The organism is Pseudomonas sp. 8 R 14 (genome assembly GCF_900005955.1).
Taxonomy (GTDB): Bacteria; Pseudomonadota; Gammaproteobacteria; order Pseudomonadales; family Pseudomonadaceae; genus Aquipseudomonas; species Aquipseudomonas marginalis.
This window is the reverse complement of record NZ_CVTH01000052.1, coordinates 1-15,590: the sequence shown is the minus strand read 5'-3', so window position 1 is coordinate 15,590 and position 15,590 is coordinate 1. Positions and strand designations below refer to the sequence as shown.

The window sequence follows — 15,590 nt, the reverse complement described above, 5'->3', positions numbered from 1 at the left end:
TTGACGTTCAAATGCAAACAATTATCAAATGCCGGCTTCGCCCGTTAGCTGACTGGGTGCTCAGTTCGATGTCCGGCAGGGGTTATCTGTCACATCGATGAGTGCTCGAAAGGCCCTGCCCTTTGGAAGGAAACCCTGTTATGCGCCTGAGTGCCAGCGCTATTGCGCTTGTTGTCGGACTGCTGGTCAACCATGGGGCGCAAGCCTCTGAACTGCCACAACGCTGGGTGAGTGCCGGTGGGGCGCTGTCGGAATGGGTCTCGGCGTTGGGCGGTGAGCCGAAGTTGGTTGGCGTGGACACCACCAGCCAGCATCCTGAATCGCTCAAGGCGTTGCCAAGTATCGGCTATCAGCGGCAATTGTCGGCCGAAGGCATTCTCAGCCTGCGCCCACAGGTGCTGGTGGGGACTGAAGAGATGGGGCCGCCGCCGGTGCTGGCGCAGATTCGCAGTGCGGGCGTCCAAGTGGAAATGTTCTCGGCGCAGCCGGATTTGCCGACTTTGAAGGGTAATCTTCAGCACTTGGGTAAGTTGCTGGGAGATGAGGCCAAGGCCAGTGAATTGTTTACCGCATATGAACAGGCGCTTGATCAGCAGAAAAGCTGGGTCGCCAAGGCACGGGCCTCGCAGAAGGCACCTGGCGTGTTGCTGCTGATCGGTCATGCTGGCGGCAAGCCGCTGATTGCCGGTAGGGACACGGCGGGCGATTGGGTGTTGCAGCAGGCCGGCGGGCGTAACCTGGCCACGCACAGCGGTTACAAGCCGTTTTCGGTGGAGTCGTTGGCGGGGTTGAGCCCGGATATGCTGGTATTTGCCGACCGCGCCCTCACGGGGGACGCGGCGCGCGCGGCGTTGTTCAAGGAGAATCCGATCCTGGCTTCGACGCCGGCGGCCAAGCGTGGCCGCGTGTTCGAGCTTGACCCGACCTTGCTGGTGGGTGGGCTTGGACCGCGCCTGCCGCAAAGTCTGGTGAAACTCTCGGCCGGTTTTTACCCATCACAGGCTAAACCTGCCCCATGACCATGCTGGTTAAGCCGAAAACGCTGTTCATCGGCCTGGCGCTGTTATGCCTGTTGGCGACCTGGCTCTCGTTGGCGTTGGGCCCGGTAAGCTTACCGTTGCTGGATACGCTCAAGGCGGCATTGCGCTTGATGGGCGTGCCGATAGAGGCGCACGGCCTGGAGCAGGCTGAGTTGATCCTGGGGCAGATTCGTTTGCCGCGTACGTTGCTCGGTTTGGCGGTTGGCGGCGTATTGGCATTGTCCGGCGTGGCCATGCAAGGGTTGTTTCGTAACCCGCTGGCCGATCCGGGGTTGGTCGGGGTTTCCAGCGGGGCGGCACTGGGGGCGGCAATCGCCATTGTCGGCGGTGCATTTTTTGGTGGGTTACCGGAGGCATTCGGGCCTTATGTGCTGTCGCTGTGCGCGTTTCTAGGCGGGCTGGGCGTGACCGCGCTGGTTTATCGACTGGGGCGTCGTAACGGTCAGACCAATGTGGCGACGATGCTGCTTGCCGGCATTGCCCTCACTGCACTGGCAAGCTCGGCGGTGGGCCTGTTCACCTACCTGGCGGACGACGCCACCCTGCGTACCCTGACGTTCTGGAACCTTGGCAGCCTCAACGGCGCGAGCTATTCGCGGTTATGGCCCTTATTGCTGGTCAGTGCCGGTGTGGCGCTCTGGTTGCCGCGCCGGGCCAAGGCATTGAATGCGCTGTTGCTCGGTGAATCCGAAGCCAATCACCTGGGAATTGATGTTGAAGGGCTCAAGCGCGAGTTGGTGTTCTGTACCGCATTAGGTGTAGGTGCTGCGGTGGCTGCGGCGGGCATGATTGGTTTTGTCGGGCTGGTGGTGCCGCATCTGGTCAGGTTGCTGGCCGGGCCTGATCACCGCGTGCTGCTGCCGGCGTCGATATTGGCGGGCGCGAGTTTGTTGCTGTTTGCCGACTTGGTTGCGCGACTGGCCTTGGCACCGGCTGAATTGCCGATTGGTATCGTGACTGCGTTTATTGGCGCGCCGTTTTTTCTTTACCTGTTGTTACGGGGGCGTGCCTGATGCTGCGTGTTGAAGACCTGCAGATCCGGCGTGGCCACAAGGTCGTGCTGGCGGACGTCACTCTGGAGTTGCTGCCGGGTGAAGTGATCGGTGTGCTGGGTCCCAATGGCGCGGGTAAGAGTACGTTGCTGGGGGCGTTGTGCGGTGAGTTGCATCCGGATCAGGGCGAGGTGTGGTTGGGGCAGCAGGCGTTGAAAGACTGGAGCGGACCGCAGCGCGCGCAGCGGCTGGCGGTGTTGCCACAAACCTCGACCCTGGACTTCGCGTTCCGTGTCGAAGAGGTGGTCGGCATGGGCCGTTTGCCCCACCAGGCGGGGCGTGTGCGCGATGATGAAATTATCCACGCAGCCTTGCTGGCGGCAGACGTCGCACACTTGAAAGGTCGCAGTTACTTGGCGCTGTCTGGCGGCGAGCGTCAACGTGTGCACTTCGCGCGGGTGCTGGCGCAACTATGGCCAGGTGAGTCGGGGCAGACATTGCTGCTGGATGAGCCGACATCGATGCTGGACCCCCTGCATCAGCACACGACCCTGCAAGCGATCCGCCGCTTTGCCGATCGTGGTGCAGCGGTGCTGGTGATCCTCCATGACCTGAACCTGGCTGCGCGCTACTGTGATCGCATTTTGCTGCTGGAGCAGGGCCGTCCCCACGCCTTGGATACACCGGCGCAGGTGCTGCGGCCCGAGCCGCTTAAGGCCGTGTTTGGTTTGGAAGTATTGGTTCAGCCGCACCCGGAGCGTGGGCATCCGTTAATCATTGCTCGCTGAGGCGTGCTTTTTCACAGGCAAAAAAAGACCCGGCAAAAGCCGGGTCAAATAACCGTGATTAGCCTGATGAGGAGATAATCTGAGAGTCCGAACCAATGGTCTTTCAGTTATCGGCTGATCTCGCGACCAGTTGTGATAATCATAACGATTCTCATTTGAGAGTCAACAGTTGTTTTTGAAGGATCTACGGTTTTCCTCAAACGTCCGTTCGAAGTGCGCGTAAACATTGGGCCTTGCCGACGACCTAGCTCTTCTGACGCGCTGAAATGGCATCCAGCTGGCGGTTCAACGCCTCCTTACGCTCGACCGGAATGTCATTCCAGTGCACGTCCATCAGGGCCCCTTCGATCGCATAGAGCAACACTTTTGATGCGCGAAACCCGCGAGTCCTGACGGCTCGATACGCATCGACCGCTCCCAGGCGACGCAAGTCGGATGCACTGTGGATGCCCACCGCATGCAGCCACTGCGCTGACGTCTTGCCAAGGTTTTTCAGGTGTTGCAGCTCATCGTTCATCAAGCCTCCTTGCGACGGCCGAATGGTGCGGTGGGTATCGTGACCAGGCAGGCCTGAACAGCAGTGTAGCGCTCAGTAGGAAAAGCGTAGTTCTTTGGTCCGAAACGGCCAAAAAGCTTATAAGAATGGCGCGGGGATTTTGACGCTGGGCAGGCGTGAAGCACCCGCTACGCGTTGCGCGTAGTCGGGCTTGGATCGAATGTTACTTGGTGCGGTAGCGCAGGCGAGTGCCGAAATTGACCGACATGAGGATCTCATCGGCAGTCAATTCAGGCGGGAAGTAGGTGCCCGAAATCTGCGCATGGGCCAGGCTGGCGCCTTCCATTGAGCAGTCGCGCAAATCCAGGCCGCGCAAGTCGGCGGAGCGGAAATACGCGTCGGTGAAGTCCACGCCGGTGGCGTTCAGGTCGCGCAAGTCCAGCCCACGGAAGTCGCCGCCGCGCATGTCGATAATGCCGCCTGCCGGGCGTGCCTGATTGAAGCCACGAATATCGTCTTTATGCAGGAGTGCGTAGAGCGGTGTATCTAGAAGCTTGGGCTGACTCATGAAAACGACTCCTGTTGGATTTATGACGCCATTATAGTGCCACTATTTCTTGGGCGTGCGTCCAAGTAGACGACACGCCCAAGAAATTTTTCTTACAGGCCTGGCAGGCGCTGGCGAATTTGTGCGACCAACGCATCGAGGGTTCCACTTTGGTTGGTCTCGACGCGTTTACTCAGCAACAGTTCTTCGGCGGTCAGTGGGTCACGGTTGGCCTGTTGTTCTTCGATAACGCTCAGGGTCGCGTCGGATGGATCGTTTTTGTCGGCCTGACGTTGCGCCAACCAACTGGTGATAACCGCCTGTGGCGCGTTGCAGTCCAGGATCAGGAACGGCGCCCCCGTGGCTTCGGCCACCTTGGCTGCGGCGTCGCGTTGTTCGCGTTTGAGGAAGGTGGCATCCACTACTACCGGGAAGCCGGCGCGCAGCACGGTATCCGCGATGTCATTCAAGCGAGCGTAGGTCCTGGCGCTGGCGTCGGATGCATAGATGCCGGCCTGGGGCGTGTTTTCCACCTGCTGCTCGCCGAACATGCGCTTGCGCTCCACGTCCGAGCGCAGGCGTACAGCGCCCAATGCTTCCACCAGGCGCATGGCCACGTGGCTTTTGCCCACTGCCGAGACGCCATGGGTAATTGCCAGGAAGCGCGATGGAATGGTGCTGTAGCTTTCTGCCAGGTTGGCGTAGTTGCGGTATTGGCGCAGGGTCGTGGCGCGCTGCACCGGGCTTGCCTCGCTCGGCATGCTGAACAGCGCCACCTTGGCACGTACCAGGGCGCGGTAGGCTTTGTAGAAGTTCAGCACTTCAAGGCCCTGATAGTCACCGGTCAGTTCCAGGTACTGGCTGATAAAGCGTCGCGCCAGGGACTTGAGGCCGCGGTCTTCCAGGTCCATGGCCAGGAAAGCGGTGTCGGCGTACACATCGGTGAAGCGAAACGGCTCGTTGAACTCGATGCAGTCGAAGATCACCACGTTGCCGTCAATCAAGGTGGCGTTGCCGAGGTGGATGTCACCGTGGCACTCGCGGGTGAAACCGTCGAGCTTGCGCTGTGCCAGCAGCGGTTTCAGGCGCTCGAAGCTGCTTTCGGCCCAGGCTTGCAGGGCTTCCAGTTGAATCAGGTCGGCCTTGTCGCTGAGGAATGGGCGGATCTGGTCGAAGTTCTGCCGCACCGGCGCCATCACTTCATCGGGGGTGCCGGCCGCGTGGTCCTGCGGCACTTTTGGTGCGGCGAGGTGAAAGCGTGCGATCTGCCTGGCCATTTCATCGATGTGCGTGGCGGTCAATTCGCCATTGGCTTGCAGGGTGCTGAGCAGTTGGCTTTGCGGGAACTGACGCATCTTCAGGGCATATTCGATCACCGGGCCTTCGCCGCCCAATTGTGGGGCTTCGGCAGTGCCGGTAATCGGCAACACTTCCAGATACAGATCCGTTGTCAGGCGTTGGTTGAGGCGCAGCTCTTCGTTGCAGAAGTGCCCGCGTTTCTCCAGGTCGGTGAAGTCCAGGAACCCGAAGTTCATCGGTTTTTTCAATTTATAAGCGTAGGGGCCGGTCAAGATGACCCATGAAATATGCGTTTCGATGACTTGGAACGCTTCAACCGGATGAGGGTACAAAGCCGGGTTTTGCAGGGCTGCGATCAGTGACTGGCTCACGGGCGATCCTTCAGAGTCGGGGGGAAATCATGGCGCGCATTATGGCTGCTACGGGCGGTCGTGCAAACCGCTGTCCGGCTCATGTTGATCATCAATAAAGTGCGTATAATCCGCCGCCATGACTCGAACCCGATCTCCCCGTTCCCGTAAAAAACCTCCTTCCCGCGGCCTGCGCCCATGGCTTGGCTGGGCGCTCAAGCTCGGCCTGGTAGGCCTTGTGGTGCTCGCTGGCTTTGCGGTCTACCTCGACGCTGTGGTCCAGGAGAAGTTCTCCGGCAAGCGCTGGACTATCCCGGCCAAGGTGTACGCCCGCCCGCTGGAACTGTTCACCGGCCAGAAGCTGAGCAAGGATGACTTCCTCACCGAACTCGACGCCCTGGGCTATCGACGCGAACCCGTGAGCAATGGTCCGGGGGCGGCTGCGGTCAGCGGCAACACCGTCGACCTCAATACCCGCGGCTTTCAGTTCTATGAAGGCCTGGAGAAAGCCCAGCCTGTGCGCGTGCGCTTCTCCGGCGACTACGTGGCCGAACTGTCCTCCCTTAACGGTTCGAAGTTGCCGGTGGTACGCCTGGAACCGCTGATGATCGGCGGGATTTACCCGAAGAACCTTGAAGATCGCATCCTGATCAAGCTTGATCAGGTGCCGCCGTATCTACTGGAAACGTTGGTGGCTGTAGAGGACCGCGACTTTTATAGTCACTGGGGCGTTTCGCCGAAGTCGATTGCCCGTGCTGTCTGGGTGAATACATCCGGAGGTAGGATGACCCAGGGCGGCAGTACGCTGACCCAGCAGTTGGTGAAGAACTTCTACCTGACCAACGAGCGCAGCCTGACCCGTAAGCTCACCGAAGCCATGATGGCGTTGCTGCTCGAGCTGCACTACAGCAAGCAGGAGATCCTTGAGGCGTACCTCAACGAGGTATTCGTCGGCCAGGATGGTCAGCGCGCGGTGCACGGCTTCGGTTTGGCCAGCCAGTTCTTTTTCGGTCAGCCGCTGTCGGAGTTGAAGCTGCATCAAGTGGCCTTGTTGGTGGGCATGGTCAAGGGGCCTTCCTACTACAACCCGCGTCGCAATCCGGAGCGTGCGCTTGAGCGCCGTAACCTGGTGCTCGATGTGCTTGAACAGCAAGGCGTTGCCACGGCGGAACAAGTGGCCGCGGCGAAGAAAATGCCACTGGGTGTGACAACCCGCGGGAAGTTGGCGGACAGTTCATTCCCAGGCTTTATCGATCTGGTAAAGCGCCAGTTGCGTGAAGACTACCGCGACGAAGACTTGACCGAAGAAGGCCTGCGGATCTTCACCAGTTTCGACCCGATCCTGCAGATGAAGGCAGAAGCGTCGGTCAACGACACCTTCAAGCGCCTGACGGGCCGTAAGGGCGCCGACGAAGTAGAAGCCGCCATGGTGGTGACCAACCCGGAAACCGGTGAAGTCCAGGCCATGATCGGCAGCCGCCAGGCCAGCTTTGCCGGTTTCAACCGCGCACTGGATGCCGTGCGGCCGATCGGCTCGCTGGTCAAGCCGGCGGTCTACCTGACGGCGCTGGAAAAGCCGAGCAAATACACCCTCACCAGCTGGCTGTCGGATGATCCACTGTCGGTCAAAGGAGGGGACGGCCAGGTCTGGACGCCGCAGAACTTTGATCGCCGCTCCCACGGCACGGTGTTCCTGTACCAGGGCTTGGCCCATTCCTACAACATTTCCACGTCCCGGCTCGGCTTGGAGGTTGGCGTGCCGAATGTCCTCAAGACACTCGCGCGCCTGGGCATCACCCGCGAATTCCCGGCTTTCCCGTCGATTCTGCTGGGTGCCGGTGCCATGACGCCGATTGAAGTGGCGACCATGTACCAGACCCTCGCCAACGGTGGCTTCAACACCCCGATGCGCGGGATCCGCAGTGTACTGACGGCGGAGGGGGAGCCGCTCAAGCGCTATCCTTTCCAGATTCAGCAGCGTTTCGATGCGGGCTCCATCTATCTGATCCAGAACGCCATGCAGCGTGTGATGCGTGAAGGTACCGGCAGCTCGGTCTATAAAGTCTTGCCTTCCAACCTGACACTGGCGGGCAAGACCGGTACCAGTAACGACTCCCGTGACAGCTGGTTCGCCGGTTTCGGCCAGGATGTGCTCGCCGTGGTGTGGCTGGGCCGTGACGACAATGGCAAGACACCATTCACCGGCGCCACTGGCGCATTGCAGGTCTGGACCAGTTTCATGCGCAAGGCCGACCCGCTGCCGCTGAACATGCCGCAGCCGGATAACATCGTACAGGCCTGGATTGATCCGCATACCGGCCAGGGCTCCGATGCCAACTGTCCGGGCGCGGTGCAGATGCCGTATATTCGCGGCAGCGAACCACCAGCCGGTGCTGCGTGCGGTGGCGGAGCCCCTGCAGATGCGGAATCGGTGATGGATTGGGTCAAGGGCTGGATGAATTAAGCAAAGAGGGTTTCAAGTGAACAAGTGGTGGATTCCAGCTATTACAGCTCTGGCTTTGCTCGGCGGTTGCTCCAGCGTGCAGCGCGGCTCTATTCCTGTGGTGGATTCGAGTACAGCTGTCTCCAATAATGACCGGATATCGGCCAATGGCGGTTTCCGCCAAACCGTGACCAACCGTCCGGCCCAGGCCAGGCCTCAGGCCGTGCCGCAGGATTCGGGTGTGGTCGTGATGGTGCCGGGCGGCGGTGCAGCTACCTCGGCGCCAATCAGTGCCGAGCCTTGGACGCCTGGGCCAAGCACCTCCGGGCCGATCGATTCCGCGCCGATGCAGACCGCGCCGATCAACCAGGGTACCTACACCATGCCGTCGACGCCGAGCGGCATTCCATCGTCCTCCAGCGCTGGCGGCTTGTCAGCCGACGAGCAATTGGACGGCCCGGTGCTGGCGTTGCTGACCACCGCGCAGCAACAGCAGGCGGGTGGTGACTTGAATGGTGCGTCATCCAGCCTTGAGCGTGCGCAACGTGTTGCTCCGCGCGAGCCGCAAGTGCTGTATCGCCTTGCCCAGGTACGCATGGCCCAGGGTGATGCGCCCCAGGCCGAACAATTTGCTCGTCGTGGTCTCACGCTGGCCAACGGTCGTCCCGACCTGCAAGCCAGCCTGTGGGCGTTGATCGGCGATGCGCGTGCGGCACAAGGTGACGCCGCCGGCGCTGCCCAGGCTCGGCAAAAAGCCAAGGTCAGCCTCTGATGGATGCTCGGTTTCCAGCGATTGCCGAACAGTTATTGCTGATCGAGCGCGAATTGCGCGTGCAGGGCTGGTGGGACGAAGTGTCCCCCAGCACCGAGGCGCTCAGCAGCGTCGAGCCGTTTGCGGTCGACTCACTGGACTTCCACCAGTGGTTGCAATGGATTTTTCTGGTGCGCATGAAACAGATTCTCGAAGAGGACCTGCCGTTGCCCAATGCGTCAGGCATTCTCGAAATGGCCGAGATGGTCTATGCCGATCGGCCTCAGGAGAGTCTTGGTTTACGTAACGCGCTGAAAAAGTTCGATCAACTGATCGTCGACGCTCGTTAATTGCCTGGCTGCCGGTTTTTCCGGCAGTCTTGCGCACATTTCTACCGCTTGACGACATTCAGGCGAGTTTTATCCCTCCTCAAAGCCCTTTCTTCTACGTTCTCATGCGCTTAGTTGGAAAAAAGCGCAATTATTGCTTGACTTGAGAGGCCTGAAACAGAAGAATCCAAAGTCCGCTGTATCGGGACTGCCAGAAGCAGGCCCGCTCAGCAGATCATGAGGCGCACATCCGCGCCGACCTGTTACACCCGCAACGCGTTACCTCGCGCTGGGTGGGAAAAGCCCGCAACACTTGGGACGATCCCAATACTTGCTCAGTCAGTGCTGACGTAGTCGGCGACCACCGTCGCTCATGCTCTGTTGAGAAGTAAACCTATTAAGACCCGTCGGTTTTAAACGGACGGTATTCTGGCGTTTTAGAGGTGAACAACGTGGAGCTTTTATCTGGCGGTGAGATGCTCGTCCGCTTTTTGCGTGACGAAGGCGTCGACTATATCTACGGGTACCCAGGTGGTGCTCTGCTGCATGTTTACGACGCACTGTTCAAGGAACCGGCTGTTACCCACATCCTGGTTCGCCACGAACAGGCCGCGACCCATATGGCTGACGGTTATGCCCGTGCCACCGGTAAAGCCGGTGTGGTACTGGTAACGTCCGGTCCAGGCGCAACCAATGCCATTACTGGCATCGCGACTGCTTATATGGACTCCATCCCGATGGTGATCATTTCCGGCCAGGTGCCAAGCACCATGGTGGGGACCGATGCGTTCCAGGAAACCGACATGATCGGTATCTCCCGGCCGATCGTGAAACACAGCTTCATGATCAAGCATGCCTCGGAAATTCCGGACGTCATGAAAAAGGCCTTCTACCTCGCGCAGTCCGGTCGCCCGGGTCCTGTCGTGGTCGATATCCCGAAAGACATGACCAACCCGGCTGAAAAATTCGAATACGTTTTCCCGAAGAAAGCCAAGCTGCGTTCCTATAGCCCGGCCGTTCGTGGGCACTCGGGCCAAATCCGCAAGGCGGCAGAAATGCTCCTGGCGGCCAAGCGTCCCGTGTTGTACTCGGGTGGTGGCGTGATCCTGGGCGGCGGTTCTGCACCGCTGACCGAACTGGCCAAGCTGCTCAACCTGCCGGTCACCAACACCCTGATGGGCCTCGGCGCATTCCCGGGTACGGACCGTCAGTTCGTGGGCATGCTGGGCATGCACGGCAGCTACACCGCCAACCTGACCATGCACCATGCCGACGTGATCCTGGCAGTGGGCGCACGTTTCGATGACCGCGTGATCAATGGCGCGAGCAAGTTCTGCCCGAATGCCAAGATCATCCATATCGACATCGACCCGGCGTCCATCTCCAAGACCATCAAGGCCGACGTGCCGATCGTAGGTCCTGTTGAAAGTGTATTGACCGAAATGGTTGCTGCGCTCAAGGACATCGGTGAGACGCCGAACAAGGAATCCGTTGCCAGTTGGTGGAAGCAGATCGACGAATGGCGCGGTGACCGCGGCCTGTTTCCTTACGACAAGGGTGACGGCAGCATCATCAAGCCACAAACCGTGATCGAGACCCTCTGCGAAGTGACCAAGGGCGACGCCTTTGTGACCTCCGATGTGGGCCAGCACCAGATGTTCGCCGCGCAGTATTACAAGTTCGACAAGCCTAACCGCTGGATCAACTCCGGTGGCCTGGGCACGATGGGCTTTGGTTTCCCAGCAGCTATGGGTGTGAAACTGAGTTTCCCGGACTCTGACGTCGCGTGCGTCACCGGTGAAGGCAGCATTCAGATGAACATCCAGGAACTGTCGACGTGCCTGCAGTACGGTCTTCCGGTGAAAATCGTGTGCTTGAACAACGGTGTGCTGGGTATGGTTCGTCAGTGGCAGGACATGAGCTACGGTAGCCGTCACTCCCATTCCTACATGGAATCGCTTCCGGATTTCATCAAGTTGGTTGAAGCCTATGGCCACGTCGGCATTCGCATCACTGATCTGAAAGATCTGAAGCCGAAGATGGAAGAGGCGTTCGCCATGAAGGACCGCCTGGTGTTCCTCGATATTCAAGTGGATACCAGCGAGCACGTCTACCCGATGCAGATCAAAGACGGCTCCATGCGCGATATGTGGCTGAATAAGACGGAGCGTACTTAATCATGCGGCACATTATCTCCCTGCTTCTGGAGAACGAACCCGGCGCTCTGTCTCGTGTTGTCGGCCTGTTTTCGCAACGCAACTACAACATCGAAAGCCTGACCGTGGCACCGACCGAAGACCCGACCCTGTCGCGCCTGACGTTGACCACCGTGGGCCACGATGAGGTGATCGAGCAGATCACCAAGAACCTCAACAAGCTGATCGAAGTGGTCAAGTTGGTCGACCTGTCGGAAAGCGCCCACATCGAGCGCGAGCTGATGCTGGTTAAGGTTAAGGCCACGGGTGCTCAACGTGCCGAGATCAAGCGCACTACCGATATTTATCGCGGGCAGATCGTCGATGTGAGCGCCAGTGTTTATACCGTTCAACTGACCGGTACGAGCGACAAGCTGGACAGCTTCATCCAGTCGATCGGGACGGCCTCGATTCTGGAAACGGTACGCAGTGGTGTCACCGGGATTGCCCGTGGCGACAAAGTACTCAGCATCTAACCCAAATTAGCGAATGGCCTTACGGCCTGGATATATAGAGGAACCTCATGAAAGTTTATTACGATAAAGATTGTGACCTGTCGATCATCCAGGGCAAGAAAGTCGCCATCATCGGCTACGGCTCCCAGGGTCACGCGCAAGCTTGCAACCTGAAAGACTCCGGCGTTGACGTGACCGTTGGCCTGCGTAAAGGCTCTGCCACTGTTGCCAAGGCAGAAGCCCACGGCCTGAAAGTGACTGACGTTGCTTCCGCTGTTGCTGCTGCCGACCTGGTCATGATCCTGACCCCGGACGAGTTCCAGTCCGCCCTGTACAAGAACGAAATCGAGCCGAACATCAAGAAGGGCGCCACCCTGGCCTTCTCCCACGGCTTCGCGATTCACTACAACCAGGTTGTGCCACGCGCTGACCTGGACGTGATCATGATCGCGCCAAAAGCGCCGGGTCACACCGTACGCTCCGAGTTCGTCAAAGGCGGTGGTATCCCTGACCTGATCGCGATCTACCAGGATGCTTCGGGCAATGCCAAGAACGTTGCGCTGTCTTACGCTGCCGGCGTAGGTGGCGGTCGTACCGGCATCATCGAAACCACCTTCAAGGACGAGACCGAAACCGACCTGTTCGGCGAGCAGGCCGTTCTGTGCGGCGGTACCGTTGAGCTGGTTAAAGCCGGTTTCGAAACCCTGGTTGAAGCTGGCTACGCGCCGGAAATGGCCTACTTCGAATGCCTGCACGAACTGAAGCTGATCGTTGACCTCATGTACGAAGGCGGTATCGCCAACATGAACTACTCGATCTCCAACAACGCCGAATACGGCGAGTACGTGACTGGCCCGGAAGTGATCAACGCCGAGTCCCGCCAAGCTATGCGCAACGCCCTGAAACGTATTCAGGACGGCGAGTACGCCAAAATGTTCATCAGCGAAGGTGCTACCGGCTACCCTTCGATGACCGCCAAGCGTCGTAACAACGCTGCTCACGGTATCGAAGTCATCGGCGAGCAACTGCGCTCCATGATGCCGTGGATCGGTGCCAACAAGATCGTCGACAAAGCCAAAAACTAAGTCGTACGTATCAACAGAAAACGCGGCTTAGGCCGCGTTTTTTCGTTTGAGGGGCGGGTTCTGGTATAAAGCTGCATCGTTTGCGGGCGAACACTCGCCGCAAGTATTGGTCGAATTTTTTTCACACCGTTGCAAGGTAAAGTCCATGAGCGAACGTCCCGAAGAGCCAAGCCAGGCTTCTGACGCCGAAAGCCTGCTACCGATCGATGAACATGTCGAAGAAGGGCATGACGCTGAAGGCCGTAAGGTCCGGCATCGTGGCATCTATTTGCTGCCCAATCTGTTCACTACGGCAAATCTGTTTGCCGGGTTCTATTCCATCATCAACTCAATGAGTGCCCAAAGTGCCCTGGCGGCGGGTGATGCGGCGAGCGCCAGCAAGTATTTCGGCTTTGCTGCCATCGCAATCTTTGTGGCCATGGTGCTGGACGGCCTTGATGGTCGCGTGGCGCGCATGACCAACACCCAAAGCGCCTTCGGTGCCGAGTATGACTCGCTATCGGACATGGTTGCCTTTGGTGTTGCGCCTGCACTGCTGGCCTTCGCCTGGGCGCTGGGGGACATGGGCAAGGTTGGTTGGATGGTCGCCTTCATCTATGTCGCGGGTGCGGCGTTGCGTCTGGCGCGCTTCAATACCCAGGTGGGTACTGCTGACAAGCGTTACTTCATTGGTCTGGCCAGTCCGGCGGCAGCGGGCGTGGTCGCGGGTATCGTCTGGGCGTTCAGTGACTACGGCATCCAGGGTTCAAAAATGTCGTTCCTGGTGGCGTTGATGGTTGCTGCGGCCGGTATGCTGATGGTCAGCAACATCAAGTACAACAGCTTCAAGGAGCTTGATCTCAAAGGGCGTGTGCCTTTCGTGGCGATCCTGGCAGTGGTATTGGTGTTCGCGGTGGTCTTCAGTGATCCTCCTCGGATCCTGCTATTGGCCTTCCTGGTCTACGCCGCTTCGGGGCCGATTCAGTACTTGCTGCATATGCGTCGGGACAAAACGTTGCCTTAATGTAATTTCCCCCATACTCCGCAGTCTATTGGTGCATCAGTTCTCCAATGCTGCGGAGTTGCCATGTTAATCAAATTGCCCAAAGCGTCCGATTGCCAAGAATCGGATGTCACGCCTGAATCCTTCTACCTTTCTCGCCGTAGCTTGCTCGGTGGTGCGCTTGCCAGCATTGCTGCCAGCAGCCTGCCGCGTTGGGCCAGTGCTGACGAGGCCGCGCGTTATCCCGATGTTGAGCCTGGCAAGGCGCCCAATTGGTTTGCCGAAAAATTGCCGGCAACGAAATGGCAGGCGGTGACGGTCAAGGATGAGCCCATCACCCCGTTCAAGGACGCAACCCACTACAACAACTTCTACGAGTTCGGTACAGACAAGGGCGATCCTGCGAAAAATGCGGGCTCGCTCAAGACCGAGCCCTGGAGTGTGGTGATCGATGGTGAGGTCGCAAAGCCGGGGCGTTACGCCCTTGAAGACTTCATGAAGCCCTATCAATTAGAAGAGCGGATCTACCGTTTACGCTGTGTCGAGGCGTGGTCGATGGTCATCCCGTGGATGGGTTTTCCGATCTCTGCCTTACTCAAGCAGGTTGAGCCGACCTCCAAGGCCAAATACATCCGCTTTGAAACCCTCCAGGATGCCAAGAGCATGCCTGGGCAGCGTTCGAGTTTTGGCTTGATCGACTGGCCTTATGTAGAAGGGCTGCGTCTGGATGAAGCGATGAACCCTTTGGCGATTCTGGCCGTTGGCATGTATGGGCGCGAGTTGCCCAATCAGAACGGTGCACCGTTACGTCTGGTCGTACCTTGGAAGTACGGTTTCAAGAGCGTGAAATCCATCGTGCGTATCAGTCTTGTAAGCGAGCAGCCCAAAACCACTTGGCAGAGTATCGCTGCGGATGAATATGGCTTCTATGCGAATGTGAACCCTACGGTGGATCATCCCCGCTGGACCCAGGCGCGGGAGCGTCGTCTGCCAAGTGGGCTGTTCAGTCCCAATGTGCGTGAGACGCAGATGTTCAATGGCTACTCGGATGAGGTCGCCTCTTTATATACAGGCCTCGATCTGCGGAAGAACTACTGATGCGTTACCCCATCTGGCGCATTGGCGTTTTTATAGCTGCGGCAGTGTGGCCGTTATTATGGCTGTATGAGGCATGGAGTTTTGCCTTGGGGCCGGATCCGGGCAAGGTGCTGGTTGATCGGCTTGGCCTGGGTACCCTGATCCTCTTGCTGATTACCCTTGGAATGACGCCGCTGCAGAAACTGAGCGGTTGGGCGGGGTGGATCGCGGTGCGCCGGCAGCTTGGATTGTGGTGCTTTGCTTATGTAGTGGCGCATTTAGCGGCTTACTGTGTGTTTGTCCTGGGGCTGGATTGGTCGCAATTGGGTGTGGAGCTGCGTAAGCGGCCCTACATTATTGTGGGGGCGCTGGGGTTCTTGTCTTTGTTTGTGTTGGCGGTGACTTCTAATCGCTATAGCCAACGCCGACTGGGTAGTCGCTGGAAGAAGCTGCATCGGCTGGTGTATGTGATTCTTGGGCTTGGTCTGTTGCACATGCTGTGGATCGTGCGAGCTGATCTGAAGGAATGGGCTATCTATGCTTCTATAGGTGCGTTGCTTCTGGTACTGCGTGTACCGCCAGTGGCGCGCCGAATCCCCCGACTTATTACTAAAAAAGCACCCACTGCAACAAAAGCGTAATTAACGCTTGACCGCAGATTGTAGACGTCTATAATTCGCCCCACTTCCGGCGCAGTCGAAACGTAAAACTCCTTGGTAAACAAAGAGTTATGCAGAATAAGGCAGCGGATTGCTTCAGTT

General features: G+C 58.6%; 15 protein-coding genes. 12 read left to right on the top strand and 3 right to left on the bottom strand.

Annotated features, from left to right (window positions below; translation table 11 throughout):
• Positions 1–140 precede the first annotated feature (140 nt).
• Genes BFQ01_RS10940 through BFQ01_RS10930 form a run of 3 tightly spaced genes read left to right on the top strand, consistent with a single transcriptional unit; the run spans position 141 to position 2,820 of the window.
• Positions 141–1,019 carry a heme/hemin ABC transporter substrate-binding protein gene (locus tag BFQ01_RS10940; protein WP_065925297.1) on the top strand — a complete coding sequence of 293 codons (879 nt, stop codon included), beginning with the start codon at positions 141–143 and terminating at the stop codon, positions 1,017–1,019.
• 50 nt (positions 1,020–1,069) lie between these two features.
• Positions 1,070–2,053: a FecCD family ABC transporter permease gene (locus BFQ01_RS10935; RefSeq protein WP_162844277.1), complete on the top strand. Its 984-nt coding sequence runs from the start codon at positions 1,070–1,072 to the stop codon at positions 2,051–2,053.
• Positions 2,053–2,820, top strand: coding sequence for a heme ABC transporter ATP-binding protein (locus tag BFQ01_RS10930; protein ID WP_065925295.1), 768 nt, complete (start codon positions 2,053–2,055; stop codon positions 2,818–2,820). Before BFQ01_RS10935 ends, BFQ01_RS10930 begins: the two co-directional genes overlap by 1 nt.
• A gap of 244 nt (positions 2,821–3,064) precedes the next feature.
• Here BFQ01_RS10930 and BFQ01_RS10925 read toward each other — a convergent pair whose 3' ends face one another.
• The 3 genes from BFQ01_RS10925 to BFQ01_RS10915 form a co-directional block, all read right to left on the bottom strand.
• The gene (locus BFQ01_RS10925) at positions 3,065–3,337 is read right to left on the bottom strand and encodes a TfoX/Sxy family protein (RefSeq protein WP_027605391.1); all 273 of its coding nucleotides are present in this window, start codon (positions 3,335–3,337) and stop codon (positions 3,065–3,067) included.
• 202 nt (positions 3,338–3,539) lie between these two features.
• Positions 3,540–3,884, bottom strand: a complete 345-nt coding sequence (locus BFQ01_RS10920) for a pentapeptide repeat-containing protein (protein WP_065925294.1) — start codon at positions 3,882–3,884, stop codon at positions 3,540–3,542.
• Between the two features lie 92 nt (positions 3,885–3,976).
• A complete protein-coding gene (locus tag BFQ01_RS10915) occupies positions 3,977–5,533 on the bottom strand; it encodes a bifunctional aminoglycoside phosphotransferase/ATP-binding protein (protein ID WP_065925293.1) in 1,557 nt (518 codons plus the stop codon).
• Positions 5,534–5,651: 118 nt separating this feature from the next.
• Between BFQ01_RS10915 and mrcB the strand changes: the two genes are divergently transcribed.
• The 9 genes from mrcB (at position 5,652) to msrQ (ending at position 15,470) form a co-directional block, all read left to right on the top strand.
• Positions 5,652–7,976: a penicillin-binding protein 1B gene (gene mrcB, locus BFQ01_RS10910; protein ID WP_065925292.1), complete on the top strand. Its 2,325-nt coding sequence runs from the start codon at positions 5,652–5,654 to the stop codon at positions 7,974–7,976.
• Between the two features lie 16 nt (positions 7,977–7,992).
• On the top strand, positions 7,993–8,727 hold the full coding sequence (locus BFQ01_RS10905; RefSeq protein WP_065925291.1) for a tetratricopeptide repeat protein: 735 nt from the start codon (positions 7,993–7,995) through the stop codon (positions 8,725–8,727).
• Positions 8,727–9,056 (top strand): YqcC family protein, encoded by a 330-nt coding sequence (locus BFQ01_RS10900; protein ID WP_065925290.1) that lies wholly within the window; start codon positions 8,727–8,729, stop codon positions 9,054–9,056. Before BFQ01_RS10905 ends, BFQ01_RS10900 begins: the two co-directional genes overlap by 1 nt.
• Before the next feature lie 431 nt (positions 9,057–9,487).
• Positions 9,488–11,212: an acetolactate synthase 3 large subunit gene (locus BFQ01_RS10895; protein WP_065925350.1), complete on the top strand. Its 1,725-nt coding sequence runs from the start codon at positions 9,488–9,490 to the stop codon at positions 11,210–11,212.
• 2 nt (positions 11,213–11,214) lie between these two features.
• The gene (gene ilvN / locus BFQ01_RS10890) at positions 11,215–11,706 is read left to right on the top strand and encodes an acetolactate synthase small subunit (RefSeq protein ID WP_003176102.1); all 492 of its coding nucleotides are present in this window, start codon (positions 11,215–11,217) and stop codon (positions 11,704–11,706) included.
• A 47-nt stretch (positions 11,707–11,753) separates the two neighbouring features.
• The gene (gene ilvC / locus BFQ01_RS10885) at positions 11,754–12,770 is read left to right on the top strand and encodes a ketol-acid reductoisomerase (RefSeq protein ID WP_003176099.1); all 1,017 of its coding nucleotides are present in this window, start codon (positions 11,754–11,756) and stop codon (positions 12,768–12,770) included.
• A 145-nt stretch (positions 12,771–12,915) separates the two neighbouring features.
• The gene (gene pssA / locus BFQ01_RS10880; RefSeq protein ID WP_027605398.1) at positions 12,916–13,773 is read left to right on the top strand and encodes a CDP-diacylglycerol--serine O-phosphatidyltransferase; all 858 of its coding nucleotides are present in this window, start codon (positions 12,916–12,918) and stop codon (positions 13,771–13,773) included.
• A gap of 63 nt (positions 13,774–13,836) precedes the next feature.
• Positions 13,837–14,850: a protein-methionine-sulfoxide reductase catalytic subunit MsrP gene (gene msrP, locus BFQ01_RS10875; protein WP_065925289.1), complete on the top strand. Its 1,014-nt coding sequence runs from the start codon at positions 13,837–13,839 to the stop codon at positions 14,848–14,850.
• A complete protein-coding gene (gene msrQ, locus BFQ01_RS10870; RefSeq protein ID WP_065925288.1) occupies positions 14,850–15,470 on the top strand; it encodes a protein-methionine-sulfoxide reductase heme-binding subunit MsrQ in 621 nt (206 codons plus the stop codon). The genes msrP and msrQ overlap by 1 nt, the downstream gene beginning before the upstream one ends.
• The last annotated feature ends 120 nt before the right edge of the window (positions 15,471–15,590 follow it).

Excerpts from the sequence above, each read along its gene's own strand:
- BFQ01_RS10940 (WP_065925297.1), top strand. The coding sequence starts at position 141 with ATGCGCCTGAGTGCCAGCGCTATTGCGCTTGTTGTCGGACTGCTGGTC.
- BFQ01_RS10930 (WP_065925295.1), top strand. The coding sequence starts at position 2,053 with ATGCTGCGTGTTGAAGACCTGCAGATCCGGCGTGGCCACAAGGTCGTG.
- BFQ01_RS10925 (WP_027605391.1), bottom strand. The coding sequence starts at position 3,337 with ATGAACGATGAGCTGCAACACCTGAAAAACCTTGGCAAGACGTCAGCG.
- BFQ01_RS10920 (WP_065925294.1), bottom strand. The coding sequence starts at position 3,884 with ATGAGTCAGCCCAAGCTTCTAGATACACCGCTCTACGCACTCCTGCAT.
- mrcB (WP_065925292.1), top strand. The coding sequence starts at position 5,652 with ATGACTCGAACCCGATCTCCCCGTTCCCGTAAAAAACCTCCTTCCCGC.
- BFQ01_RS10900 (WP_065925290.1), top strand. The coding sequence starts at position 8,727 with ATGGATGCTCGGTTTCCAGCGATTGCCGAACAGTTATTGCTGATCGAG.
- ilvN (WP_003176102.1), top strand. The coding sequence starts at position 11,215 with ATGCGGCACATTATCTCCCTGCTTCTGGAGAACGAACCCGGCGCTCTG.
- ilvC (WP_003176099.1), top strand. The coding sequence starts at position 11,754 with ATGAAAGTTTATTACGATAAAGATTGTGACCTGTCGATCATCCAGGGC.
- pssA (WP_027605398.1), top strand. The coding sequence starts at position 12,916 with ATGAGCGAACGTCCCGAAGAGCCAAGCCAGGCTTCTGACGCCGAAAGC.
- msrP (WP_065925289.1), top strand. The coding sequence starts at position 13,837 with ATGTTAATCAAATTGCCCAAAGCGTCCGATTGCCAAGAATCGGATGTC.
- msrQ (WP_065925288.1), top strand. The coding sequence starts at position 14,850 with ATGCGTTACCCCATCTGGCGCATTGGCGTTTTTATAGCTGCGGCAGTG.